Consider the following 12767-nt stretch of genomic DNA (forward strand, 5'->3'; position numbering starts at 1 on the left):
CCATGGCTGATAAATCGTGAACGGAACCGTAGTTCTTCGGAGGACGGCCTTGCGATGTTGGGCAGGTATTTACTCTGAATCGCATCTTCCGGCCGCCAATAACGACCGTTTAGGCCTCTCCCGCGCATAAAATTCCGTGGGGCAGCAGGCCCGCATTGTCTGCTGGGAGCTCGAGAGCCGTGAAGACCAGTATCGCGCGTACATTTGCAGCGTTGAATGCGACCAACGAAGCGATCCTGTACGCGAAATCGCCGGAAGAACTGTACGAAAAGGTCTGTGAAGCCGCTTTCTCCAGCGGGGACTTCCTGGCGACGGCCGTCTTTTTGCTCGACCCGGACACCAATCTGCTTCGGTTTGCCGCCGGCTTCGGCGAAGACACCGCAAGGCTGCCCAGCATCGACATCTCGATCCTGGCCGATACCCCGGAGGGCTCGGGGGTTTGCGGTCAGGCCTTTCGCGATCAGAAGCTCTGCATCAGCAACGATTATCTCAACGACGCGCATTCGCTGGCCTGGCGCCAGGGCGCCACTGCCGGACAGGTCGGCGCCGCCGCCGGGCTGCCGTTGACCTGCAACGGCCGCAGCATCGGCGTCTTCCTCGTCACGCGGCGCGAAGTCGGATCGATCGACGCCCCGGTCGTCGCATTGCTCGAGCGCATGTCGGCGAACATTTCATTCGCCCTCGACAATTTCGATCATGAAGCTGCGCGCAAGGATGGCGAGCGGACGATGCGGCGGCTGAATCGGATGTTCGGCGCCATCAGCGCGACCAACGAAGCGATTCTGCGCGCCAAGACCGAACAGGAGCTCTACCAGCGCGTTTGCGATGCCGCCGTTTACAGCGGAAAGTCGGTCGCGACGGTGGTCCTGCTGTCAGAGCCGGATTCGATCTGGCTGAAGTCTGCGGCCGGCACCGGCGAGAGCCTCGATCTGCTGACCCGGACGCGTTTCTCGATCGATGCCGACAATGACTACGGCAAGGGGGTTGCCGGCCAGGCGTTCCGGACCCAGCGGCTTTGCGTCAACCACGATATCACGTTGAGCCAAGTATGGCAGCAGGTCGGACGCGAGGCCGGCGTCGTTGCCTGCGTCGCCGTGCCCCTGATCAAGGCGGGGCAAAGCGTCGGCGTCGTGATGTTCTTTGTCGGCAAGGCATGGGCGGCGGATGAGGAGATCATCGCGCTGCTGGCGCGGATCGGGGAAAACGTCTCGTTCGCCCTCGAAAACTTTGAACGCGCCAACGCCAAGGCGAAAGCCGACGAACAGAAGGAGCGGTTGACGCGGATGTTCGCGGCGCTCAGCGCGACCAATGAAGCGATCATGCGGGCTAGGTCGCGCACCGAGATGTTCGAACTGGTATGCGCTGCCGCCGCACAGGGTGGACGCTTCAATTCGACCAGCATCCTCCTCGTCAGGTCAGACAGCGATTCCTTCAACATGGTTGCCTCGGCCGGGCCGACGGCGGAAAACGCCCGCCGTCTGAAGGTCTCGATCAGCGCGGCTGTTCCGGAAGGCCGCGGGGTTTGCGGGACGGCGTTCCGTTCCCGGCAGGCCTGCATCAACAACGATTTCCTGGCAGGCCCGCAAAACAATGCGTTCGATCAGGTGATCAACAACGATGGCGCAAGGTCAGGCGCCGCATTTCCGCTGCTGGTCGAGGAACGGATCGTCGGCGTGATGCTGTTCATTTCCTCCCAGGCGGACACGTTTACCGCGGAGTTTGCCGAGCTACTGCAACGGCTGGCAGACAATGTGTCTTTTGCGCTCGAAAGTTTCGATCGTGCCGACGAGAAGGCGAAGACCGAGCGCCAGAAGGAGAGCCTGACGCGCATGCTCGCGGCGCTCAGCGCGACCAATGAGGCGATCGTTCGGGCGGGATCACGCGACGAATTGTATCAACTGGTTTGCGAGGCGGCGGCGACCGGCGGCAGGTTCACCTCCACCACCATCGCGCTGGCAAAGCCCGGCAGCGATTTCATGGAAATCGCGGCCGGCGCGGGTCCGACCGGCCAGAGCGCGCGGCAGGTCACCCTGTCGATCAATGAAGCGCATCCGGAAGGCCGCGGTGTTTGCGGGATAACGTTCCGCTCGGGCCAGGCCTGTATCTTCAACGACTATCTTACCGATCCGCGCGCCGCGGCATTTCACGCCAAGGCCCGCGAACTCGGCTCCAGATCAGCCGCCGGCTTTCCGCTCTTCGTGCGCGGGCAGGTGGTCGGCGTCATGCTCTACGTCTCCTTGCAAAGGGACGCGTTCACGCCTGAATTCACCGAACTCCTGCAACGGCTCGCCGACAACGTGTCGTTCTCGCTGGAGACGTTCGAGCGCGCCGACGAGAAGGCGAAGACCGAGGAGCAGAAAGAACGTTTGACGCGCATGCTGGCGGCGCTCAGCGCGACCAATGAAGCGATCGTGCGGGCGACGACCCGCGCTGAGTTGTTCGATCTGGTGTGCCAGGCCACCGCAAACGGCGGCAAGTTTACCGCCACTTCCATTGCACTGACGAGAATCGACAGCGACTATCTGGACATTGTCGCGGCGGCCGGACCGACCGCTGCCAGTTCGCGCGAGGTGCGGGTGTCCGCCAATAAGGCCCATCCGGAGGGACGCGGGTCCACCGGCATGGCGATCCGCTCGGGCAAGCCCTGCATCATCAACGACTACCTCGCCGACCCGCGTAGCCAGGTGTTCCATGCGCGCGCCCGCAGGGATGGGACCCGTGCGAGCGCAGCCTATCCGCTGCTGGTGCGCGGGCGGGTCGTCGGCGTCATGATCTTCGTTGCGATCGAGAAGGATACGTTCACGCCGGAATTCTCCGAACTGCTGCAGCGGCTCATCGACAATGTATCGCTGGCGCTGGAGAACTTTGACCGTGCCGACGAGAAGATGCGGGCCGACGAGCGGATCGAATATCTGGCCTCGCATGACAGCCTGACCAACCTTCCCAACCGCGAGATGTTCAACGGGATGCTGCGCCGGACGATCGATGCCGCGGAGCGCCATCAGCGGTCGTTTGCGGTGCTATTCGTCGATCTCGACCGGTTCAAGGTCATCAACGACTCGCTGGGCCATGACGCCGGTGACATGCTGCTGGTGGAAATCGGAGGCAGGCTGCGTAGTGCGCTGCGTTCGAGCGACGTGGTGGCACGGCTCGGCGGCGACGAATTCGTCGTGATCCTGGAAGAGGCCGCCGAACCGCACGAGGTCGAACGCATCGCCGGCGGGCTCTTGTCCGTGTTAAGCCAGCCCTTGCAGCTCAGCGGCCATGAGTGCCACACTACGGCCTCGATCGGCATCGCGATGTATCCGTCTGACGGCGCCGACATGCAGACGCTGACCAAGAACGCCGACATGGCGATGTACCTTGCCAAGGAGGACGGCAAGAACAGCTTCCGCTTCTTCACCAGGGAGATCAAGGCGCAGTCGATCGAGCGTCTGACGCTGGAGAGCGCCCTGCGCCGTGCGCTGGAGCGCGACCAGTTCTCGCTGCACTACCAGCCGAAGGTCGATATGGCGAGCGGTCAGATCACCGGCGTCGAGGCGCTGTTGCGCTGGAACCATCCCGAACTCGGACTGGTATCGCCGGGGCAATTCATTCCTCTGGCGGAAGAAACTGGGCTGATCGTGCCGATCGGCCGCTGGGTTCTAACGGAGGCCTGTGCGCAGAACATGGCCTGGCAACGCCGCGGCCTGCGGCCGGTGACGATGGCCGTCAACCTGTCGCCGCGACAGTTCGCCGACGCCAATTTGCTGCATGACGTCGACGAGGCGTTGCTGGCAAGCGGCATGTCGCCGGTGCTGCTGCAGCTCGAAGTCGCCGAAAGCATGGTGATGCGCAACGTGTCGCGGGCGATCAAGGTGCTCGACGCGATCCAGAACCGCGGCATCCGGCTTGCAATCGACGATTTCGGCACCGGCTATTCGTCGATGTCGCTGATGAAGCAATTCCCGATCGACACCATCAAGATCGACCGTTCCTTCGTCCGCGATCTGCCTGTTGATTCAGAGGACCAGGCCATCACGCAGGCGATCATCAGCATGGGCAAGGCGTTGGGGATGACCGTCATCGCCGAGGGCGTCGAGACCATCGAGCAGCAGACGTTCCTGCGCAATCATGCCTGCGATGAAATGCAAGGCTTCCTGTTCAGCAAACCGCTGCCGCCGCAGCAGATGGCGGATATGCTTCGAACCGGGCCGCTGCTGGCCTCGCCGCCGCTGCAACCCGACGCCGGCGATGCGCGTGAATCGGCTTCGCCTTCAGGGCTGGAAAGCGCTGTCGTCTGACGGCTGCGCATGCAAATCACGCACGTCCGAATCCGTCGACCTCACCTTGCGCGAAAAGTCATAGGACCAGGGCTGGATCACCTGGCCAGCCAGGGAATGGAAGAGGATATCAGCGCCGTCGGCGTAAGTCGCGCCATCGGGCAAACCCAATCTGGCGCTCCAACGTGCCGGTAGCGCCTGGGCGATCTCCCGCACCTCGACCGCCGGCCCCCACCACCAAGCCGGAGCGGGGGGCCGGTCATCCTCGGCGAGCGCCCGCCACCGCCCAAATTCGACGACAACGCGCTCAAATTGCAGTTTTGCCGCCGGATGCATCGGAAGGTCCTGTTACCTTGCCAATGATAACTTCATCCGCAGCCGGCGCAATACGTGTCGGGGGTCACTGCCTGCCGTGTTGCCAGTGTGACGTCACATCCGCACCCGATTTATTGAGGTGAACGTGCTGGTCGACATGATCGACCCAATCCACCGGAATGAAGTGATGGTGCTGGCCGTCCGGCGAACTCTGTTTGGTCAGCTTGATCTTGTCGGATCCCTCAAGGTGATCGACCTTGCCGACCGTCTTCTTGTCGGACGAGATGACATCCATATGTTCCTTGATCTGCGAAGCGACGGCCATGTTGTGTCTCCGTTGAATGAACAGGCATTTGAAACGCGCCAATACCGGAAAGGTTGCTGAAGCCCATGGTTGTTGAACAAAATGTGCCCATGGGATTTTAACCGTTCGGTAACCATAGCTTCTCATAGCCCTGGTTCCGCGGGAAACGGGCGTCATTTCCTCGAAATTGATCGCTGCAATGCCGCTGCCGCTTCACTGCTTCGTCGCAGGATTCGATCGCCGGTTTGATCAGGCACTGTTTATCTTAACGGTGAAGCGTTGTTTAAAGCGCTAGAGCGATCATCTATTATATCATCCAGTCGGGATCGATCTCTATCGCCGGACCCACAGTACATCATGACAGGAAGTGGCGTGCTCAAAAACGTGGCCTTGATGACCCCGACCTATCGCGGCGACCTCGAGCGTTTCGAGTTGCTGTGCGAGAGCATCGATCGGTTCGTCAGCGGATACGAACGGCATTACGTTATCGTCAATGACGATGACGTGCCGTACTTCGCCCGGTTCGAGAATAGCCGTCGCACCGTGCTGCCGAGTTCGCGGTTCTTGCCGTCCTGGCTGCGGGCGTTGCCGCCGTTTGTCTCGCGCTCGGGGCGCAGAACGTGGTGGTCGTTCCGGTCGGGTCCGCTCCACGGCTGGCATATCCAGCAGCTTCTCAAGATCGCGGGCGCCCTGCACTTGCCCCATCAGCGTTACTGCATCGTCGATTCCGATAACACGTTCTTTCGTTTGTTCGATGTGGCCGCCTATGCCGGCGCGGATTTAACCCCGCTCTATGTCGACCGTCTGGCGATTCCGGCGGATAAGCCGTTGCATCCCGTCTGGGTCCGAAACAGCGATCGCCTGTTGGGCGGCAGCACCACCGCGTTCCCGGCCGACGACTATATCGGCAATGTGCTCGTCTGGGACAAGTCGACTTTGCGCGACATGACCGCCACGATCGAAGCCGTCACTGGAATGCCTTGGGCGGTGGCGCTCGGCAAGGCGCGCTCGTTTTCCGAATACATCCTCTATGGGTACTTTGTGAACCAGTCGCCGACCCACAGGGCGACGCACCGGCTGACCACGCAAAGCCTCGCGACTTCCTACTGGGAGCCGGATCAATTGGACGAAAAGGCTGTGATCGCCATGGTCGACAGCTCACCGCCCGAGGTCGTCGCACTCTGCATCGAGTCGTTCTCGGCCACCCCGGTATCGCTTATCCGCAAGGTCGCGGGTTTGTCGAACAACGACGCGCCGCTGCAGCCGCAAGGTCCCGCTTCGGCGCAAGGCGGGAACGCGGTCATGACCAGGGAAGCCGTCTGAGGCGATCGTTTTCGTTTACAACGCCGGACAGGTCCGTGAACGAAGTTAGTCGCCGGAATGGATGCACTGCGGCTATTTCTCTTCCGCTCCCGTCGAGGTCGCCGGACCTTCGCCCATGATCAGGAGAACGGCATCTTCATCCTTGGCGCCGTCCCAGTGCACTTGTTTGGCGAAATGCGTGACGAAACTGCCGGCCGGCATCGGCGTCGTGTTGGCGGGATCGAATTTCGGGCCTGAACCGACCCACCAGGTACCCTGCAGCACGACGATGTAGCGGTCGTTGGGATGGAAATGCGGGCGGCTGAAATGATTGCCCTTGGTCCATTTATTGTAGACCATATAGAAGCCCGGCTTGCTCGGATCGCCAACGACGACGGCACTTTGCGCGCCCGCGGCGTTGACCGGGCCCCAGGGAATCTGGTCCGGCAATTTGTAAGTGACGGCGGCAGGATTGAGTTCAGCCGCGGAGGAGATGCTGAGCATCCCGGCGAGAGCAAGGGGCGTCACGAGGTATCGCCAAAGCCGGTTGGTTGCCGTCATGGTTTGCTCCCTTCTGTCATGCGTGAGCTGAAATGCGCTCATCTGTGTTGCCGTGGATGTTAGCCGGTCTCGTTCCCACGGGGCAAGCCGCGGGCCTGCATGCGTGGCAGGCGAGAGACGATGATCCCGGATATACAGGGCAGCAGGGGCAATGCGGCTTGGACCGAGTGCACACTCACCCGTTTTTGAGTGGGTGAGCCTTCCTGTGCCAGGCCCAGGCGGTGCGGATGATGGTCGCTAGATCCGAATAAGCAGGGCGGAAGTGCAATGTCGCGCGGGCAGCGGAAGCGTCCGCGACCAGATAGGTCGGGTCGCCGGCGCGGCGTGGCTTGACGACGTGCGGCACTTCGCGTCCGGTCTCGCTCGCGATCGCTGCGAGAATCTCCCGCACCGAAAAACCCTTACCGGTGCCGAGATTGAAGACGCCGCCGGAATGCCCTTCCAGCAGGAGCTTCAGCGCCAGCACATGGGCGGCGGCAAGGTCGGTGACATGGATGTAGTCGCGGATCGCGGTGCCGTCCGGCGTCGCGTAATCGTCGCCGAATACCGCGAAATCCGGCACGTGACCCTGCAGCGCCATCATCGCGCGGGGAATGAGATGGGTTTCCACATCGCGCTGCTCGCCGATGCCGCCGGCGGGATCGGCGCCGCTGGCGTTGAAATAGCGCAGCGCGAACGATCCGAGCCCATAGGCTCCGCGATAATCCGAAAGCACGCGCTCGATCATCCATTTCGAGGCGCCGTAGGGATTGATCGGCACGCAGGGATAGTTTTCGGGCAGCGCCTTGCTGTCGGCATTGCCATAGACCGCGCCGGTCGACGAGAACACCAGACGGCTGCAGCCGGCCTCGCGCATCGCATCCAGCAGCGCCAGCGTGCCGGCGAGGTTGTTGACGTAGTATTTCTGCGGGTCGACCACGGATTCGCCGACCAGGCTCGACGCGGCGAAATGCATGACCGCGACGATGTCGTGCTCGGCGAAGGCGCGCGCCAGCGTGACCTTGTCGGCGATGTCGCCGGTAACCAGCGCGCCGGCGACGAAGCTGTGGTGGCCGGTCGAAAAATTGTCGTAGCAAACGGGAAGATAACCGGCCGCATCCAGCGCCCGGCAGCAATGCGAGCCGATATAGCCCGCGCCGCCCGTGACCAGGATGGCCGGACGATCGCTCGCCAGACCGGCGCCCATCAGTCCCGGGCCCGCTCGATGGCCGAAGGCCGGCTCTTGTTGAACAGCAGATAGAGCGCGCGCGGATTGGTGGTGAAATAGCGCCAGAACAGCCGGCGCGGTTCCAGCCAGATGCGCCAGGCCCATTCGAGTCCGACCGCCTGCATCCAAGAGGGTGCGCGGGCCCGACTGCCCGACAGGAAGTTGAACAGTCCACCGGAGGTCTTGATCACGCCGACCTTGAACAGGCGCGAGGTGTATTCCTCGACAAAGGCCTGCTCATAGGGAACGCCAAGCGCGAGCCAGAGGTAATCGGGCGCCAGCGCGTTGATTTCGTCGACCTTGGCCCGCAGCGCATCGCCGCGGAGGAAGCCGTGCGAATGTCCGATGATCTTCAGGTCCGGATAGAGCCTGCGAACGTTGGCGACGGCGGCGGCGTTCTCCGCCTCATCGGCGCCGAACATGTAGAAGGTCAATCCGGCCGCCTGCGCCTTGCGGGCGACGACGTGGAACAGGTCGGTGGTCGCGACGCGCTCGGGCAGCGGCGTCGACGATTTCAACCGCGACACCGTCACGAGCGGCTGGCCGTCGGCATTGATCAGGTCGGCGGAGCGAAACAGCCGGTCGGTCATCGGTTCGGTGGAGCAGCGCGCCAGCACCTCGCCATTGGCCGAGGTCAGATAGAGCGGGCGAGCGAGCCGGCGTTGCGGGAACACCATCTCGATCATGAAGTCCGCGGTCTGCTCGAGGTCGAGCACGGCAAGCCGCAGCCCGCCCAGTGTGATTCGGGGAACGCCGGCAGTAACGGCTCTCCCGAGGGGGTTTAAGCGACGCTCACGCATACTGTTTGTCTCGCTGACGGTTGACGGCCGTGGGGGTGAGTTCGTTGATGACGACACCGACCAACTTGCGCTCGGTCTCGCCGAGCGCGGTGATGATGTCTTCCATGCTCTCGTTGATGTCGAGCTTGACCGGCAGGATTGCGACCAGCCCATCGGTGGCGTCGAACAGCGCGTGGTCGGCCGGGCTCCACGGCATGGCGGGTCCGTCGAGGACCACCAGATCGTAGTCGCCGCCGATGCGCGCCTGCGCAATCGCCTTGCGGATGGTGTCGCTTGCCTTGGTATCCGAGGCCCTGAGGGCCGGCAGGATCGAAATCCCGTTCGCGCTCCTGATGGCGCGCGCAGCCTTGGCGCCGATATTGAGCCAGCCGAGACGGCCGGCCTCTTCCTTAGCCAGGTGGGCGACCTTGTTCGACAGCGTATAGGTCTTTTGATCGGCGTCGATCAGCAGCACCCTGGCGCCATCGCGGGCGGCCGAGAGCGCGACGTTAAGGGCTGCAATGCTGCGGTCCTCGCCATTGCCGGCGCCGATCACGGACATGACCGGCGCGCTGTCCTTGACCGCGCGCGTCGCCAGCGCGGTCCGGATTTCGCGCATGGTGTTGAGGAACGTCATCAGCGGGAAACCGGCGCGCAGCGTCGGCCAGCCGAGGCGGGCGACATCGAGGGTGCCGCCCGTCGCCAGGATTCCGCCGAGGGTGCGCACCACGTCCGATTCCTGCAGCCGGGTAATCGACGGCTTCGCGATCAGGCTGACGGCGGGCTGCGGTGTGCCCGACGGTTGCCTCGTGGCCGCAGGCGTCCGATTTTCCGCGGCTGATGAGGCCGATGTCCTGACCGGCGTGTTGGGTCGAACCGGGTTGGCGCCAGGCGTCAACCGCTCGACAGCGATGATCCAGGCGGCCGAGGCGAGCCCGCCCAGCATAAAGCCGATCATGGCGAACAAGGCCATCCCTGGCGGGAAGGTGCGCCGCTGCGGCACGGTGGCGTCGCCGATGATGCGGGCGCTCGAGGTGTTCAGGGTCTCCTGCTCCTCGGTCTCGCGCGAGCGCTTGAGGAACGACTGGTAGACGTCGCGGCTGGCTTCCACGTCGCGCTCGAGCTCGCGCAGCCGGACCGCGGCCTGGCTCATCTGGACGCTCTGGCGCTTCTGGGTTTCGAGCGCCTTGTTCAGGGAAGCTTCGTAATCCCGGGCGCGGGTCAGGTCATTCTTCGCCGCCTGCAGAAAACGATCGGTTTCCTCGCCGATGGTCCGGCGCAGATCCTCGACCTGCTTCTCCATCTGGCGCAAGGCGGGATGACGCGGCCCCAACTCGCTCTGCAATTCGGCCTGGCGCTTCCTGGCTTCGGCATATTGCGAACGCAGATTGGCGATGGTTGGCGATTGCAGCGCCTCGGGAATGGCGCCGGCGTCGGCCGATGTCTTGCGGCTGGCTGCGATCTGATCGTATTTGGCCTGCGCGTCGAGCGTCAGCGCCCGCGCCGCGGCAAGCCGCTGGTTGCTGGCGGAGAGCTGCTGATCGCTGATCAGCGTGTCCTGCGTGCCGACGAAGTTGTTCTGCGCCTTGTAGACCGCGAGCGTGTTCTCGGCGTTGCGAAGCCGTTCCTGCAATTCCGTCAGCCGGCTGGAAAGGTCGCTGGTGGCGCGACGGACCCTCGCGGCCTGCGATTGCGTGGATTCGGTCAAATAGGCCTTGGCGATCGCATTTGAGAGCATCGCCGCCTTCACCGGGTCGATCGACCAGACGTCGATGTCGACGATGAATGTCTTGTCGGTCTTTTTCACGTTGATGTGGCGGATCAGGTTTTCCAGCGCCGCCATCTCAACGAGCTTGCGCTGCTCGGCGGTCGGGCGCAGATCGATCCCGAACAGGCCGAGCAGCGTTCCGAACAGGCTTTTGCCGTCGCCGCCGCCGAATTCAGGGTCCTTCTCGAGATGGGTCTCGCGGATCACCTGCAACAGCACGTTGTTCGAGGTGATCACGCGCCCCTGGCTCTCGACCACCATCGCAAGGCCGGAAAGGTCCGGGGCGCGCGGCGTGAGTTCGCGATCGACCAGCTGCAATTCGCGGGGATCGACGTAGAGCTGGGCCGTTGCGGTGTATTTCGGTGTCAGGCTCTTGCCGATCGCCACTGCGATGCAGGCGCAGAGCAGCGCGGCCGAGGCGATCGCGATCTTCCGCCGCCACAGCAGTTGAACCAGATCGAGCACGCTGAAGCCGCCCAATGCCGACATTGCGGCGTGCCGGGGGTCAGGCTTGGCCTGGTTTATCGGCTCGTCATAGATAAGCATCGACCCCAGCTTCCATTCCAACTGCCGCACACATCGGCTGAGGGGTTACTCTTCGCCTTACGCCACGCGCGCGGGACTTCAACGCGCCAAAAACGCAACAGGGAAAATTAACCATACTCATTGAGGGACTATTCACCGAAATGGCAAACAAAGCGTTTATGCGCGGGCGCATCGCAATGCCTCCGCCATGGTCATAGCTGGGATTTTCCGGCGCGCGGCCGCCTCGAGGGCATGGTTGAGCAGTGCTGGCGAGCAGCCCCAGGGGCTCGGCTGTTCAGCGACGTCGTGGCCGTAGAAAATTAACCATCCGTTATTGGTTTCGGCATCGTCGAACAGACGTTCGATCCCGGCGCGGTCCATCTGGCCGTCGGTCAGCGGCACGGCGCGAAGAAGCTGCAAATCGACTGTGCCGCTGTTGATGCCAGGTTCGATGCTGCGGCAGGTCTGGAACTGGTCCTTGAGCTGGTTCTTCCGTCCAACCGATCCCAATCCGTAAGGATAGGCAAAAGTCTCGGTTTCGATCGAGGCGTCCAGCGCGCGGAGGTAGCTGCGGTTTCGCATGATTTCGTTGGCAAGGGCGGCCACGTCGAGATCGCTGGCGCGCCGGTGCGAGAATGTATGACAGCCGATTTCGTGGCCACGGCGATGCAGGGAAAGCAGGTCGTCGGCGTCGCCGGTTGGCCATTCCCGGGTTTCGCCGCCAATCAGGCCTCCCGATACATAGAAGGTGCCTCGCGCGCCGTGTGTTTCGAGCAGATCCGCACCGGTCGTAGCGGCGCTTTTCGGCAGATCGTCAAAGGTAAAGCTGACCATCGGCGTGGTGTTACGCATCTGGAAGGAATTGGCGTGCAGGTGCATCGCCAGCCGGTGGCTGACCTTCGCTTTCGCCTCTGAGAACATCGCGTTCATTCTCAGCGCTTCCTCAAGATCACGTGGTAGTCGCCGTGCCGCACGTCGGTCTTGCCGGGCAGGAAGACGTTCAACACCCTGGCGGCCGCGTCGATCAGGCTCGCGAACAGCGGCTTGCGCCGGCGCATCTCCGGATAGCGCGGGCTCTCATACTGCTTGCAATAGATCATCTGCAGCCCGTGCCTGTCGGCGAAGGTTTCCAGGTTCGCCAGCGTGACAAGCGGATGAAAGTGAGTCGGGAACGGCGCGCAGCCGGGCAGGCCGGCGTTCTCATCGCCGCGGATATGGCGGTAGAACCAGACGTGGAACCAGTGCGGCGAATATTTGGTGACGACGCCGGACAGCGACCCTGGATTCGGCGCGCCGATCAGGACCAATCCGTTTTTCTTTAGCGACTGGCAGAAGCCAAGCAGCGCCGCTTCCACATTGGGCACATGCTCGATCACGTTGTAGCAGATCACGAGATCGAAACTGTCGGGCGCGAAGCGATGGGTCTGGATGTCGCCGAGGATCGTCTCCTGTGCGTAATCATTGTTGCGGATCTGGTCTTCGTCGATATCGACCACGGTGACGTGGGCGCGCTTCAGCACGCTAAGCGGCAGGAAGCTGGTCGAGCCGCCGCCGGCCTCATAGATCTTGAGATCGGTCGCGGGCAGTTTGGCCTCGAGAATGCTGTGAACCGTGAGCAGGCTCTGCCGGGCCTCGCCGGGCGGCAGGTCGAGCAGCGACTGCGGATGCTGCGCGGCCGGCCGGTCGGCGGCGTCAGTGAAAGCCGATTGAAGGGGATTGAGGGCAAATGTCTTGGTCATTTGTT

10 protein-coding genes are annotated in these 12767 nt (G+C 62.9%); 2 read left to right on the top strand and 8 right to left on the bottom strand.

Annotated elements, in window-relative coordinates:
• The first annotated feature begins 179 nt into the window (after positions 1-179).
• Complete coding sequence (locus tag JQ575_RS30405; RefSeq protein ID WP_212036878.1) at positions 180-4283, top strand: GAF domain-containing protein; 4104 nt, start codon at positions 180-182, stop codon at positions 4281-4283.
• On the opposite strand, the gene JQ575_RS30410 is transcribed toward JQ575_RS30405, so the two are convergent.
• Together JQ575_RS30410 and JQ575_RS30415 are read right to left on the bottom strand one after the other, a co-directional pair.
• Positions 4257-4598, bottom strand: a complete 342-nt coding sequence (locus JQ575_RS30410) for a hypothetical protein (protein WP_212036879.1) — start codon at positions 4596-4598, stop codon at positions 4257-4259. The genes JQ575_RS30405 and JQ575_RS30410 overlap by 27 nt on opposite strands.
• Positions 4599-4662: 64 nt before the next feature.
• Positions 4663-4902, bottom strand: a complete 240-nt coding sequence (locus JQ575_RS30415) for a DUF2171 domain-containing protein (RefSeq protein ID WP_212036880.1) — start codon at positions 4900-4902, stop codon at positions 4663-4665.
• 351 nt (positions 4903-5253) lie between these two features.
• Here JQ575_RS30415 and JQ575_RS30420 point away from each other — a divergent pair, with 351 nt between their 5' ends.
• Positions 5254-6204: a DUF6492 family protein gene (locus tag JQ575_RS30420; protein ID WP_312016050.1), complete on the top strand. Its 951-nt coding sequence runs from the start codon at positions 5254-5256 to the stop codon at positions 6202-6204.
• A 72-nt stretch (positions 6205-6276) separates the two neighbouring features.
• On the opposite strand, the gene JQ575_RS30425 is transcribed toward JQ575_RS30420, so the two are convergent.
• From JQ575_RS30425 to JQ575_RS30450, 6 genes are all read right to left on the bottom strand, one after another.
• Positions 6277-6744 (bottom strand): cupin domain-containing protein, encoded by a 468-nt coding sequence (locus JQ575_RS30425; protein WP_249166990.1) that lies wholly within the window; start codon positions 6742-6744, stop codon positions 6277-6279.
• Positions 6745-6919: 175 nt separating this feature from the next.
• Positions 6920-7930 carry a UDP-glucose 4-epimerase GalE gene (gene galE, locus JQ575_RS30430; protein ID WP_212036882.1) on the bottom strand — a complete coding sequence of 337 codons (1011 nt, stop codon included), beginning with the start codon at positions 7928-7930 and terminating at the stop codon, positions 6920-6922.
• Positions 7930-8751, bottom strand: a complete 822-nt coding sequence (locus JQ575_RS30435) for a WecB/TagA/CpsF family glycosyltransferase (RefSeq protein WP_212036883.1) — start codon at positions 8749-8751, stop codon at positions 7930-7932. The genes galE and JQ575_RS30435 overlap by 1 nt, the downstream gene beginning before the upstream one ends.
• The gene (locus tag JQ575_RS30440; RefSeq protein ID WP_212036884.1) at positions 8744-11044 is read right to left on the bottom strand and encodes an exopolysaccharide transport family protein; all 2301 of its coding nucleotides are present in this window, start codon (positions 11042-11044) and stop codon (positions 8744-8746) included. Before JQ575_RS30440 ends, JQ575_RS30435 begins: the two co-directional genes overlap by 8 nt.
• Positions 11045-11200: 156 nt before the next feature.
• Positions 11201-11953: a polysaccharide deacetylase family protein gene (locus JQ575_RS30445; protein WP_249166991.1), complete on the bottom strand. Its 753-nt coding sequence runs from the start codon at positions 11951-11953 to the stop codon at positions 11201-11203.
• 2 nt (positions 11954-11955) lie between these two features.
• A complete protein-coding gene (locus tag JQ575_RS30450) occupies positions 11956-12762 on the bottom strand; it encodes a bifunctional 2-polyprenyl-6-hydroxyphenol methylase/3-demethylubiquinol 3-O-methyltransferase UbiG (RefSeq protein WP_212036885.1) in 807 nt (268 codons plus the stop codon).
• Between the last annotated feature and the right edge of the window lie 5 nt (positions 12763-12767).

Origin of the sequence: Bradyrhizobium sp. JYMT SZCCT0428, assembly GCF_018131075.1 — a bacterium.
GTDB lineage: Bacteria > Pseudomonadota > Alphaproteobacteria > Rhizobiales > Xanthobacteraceae > Bradyrhizobium.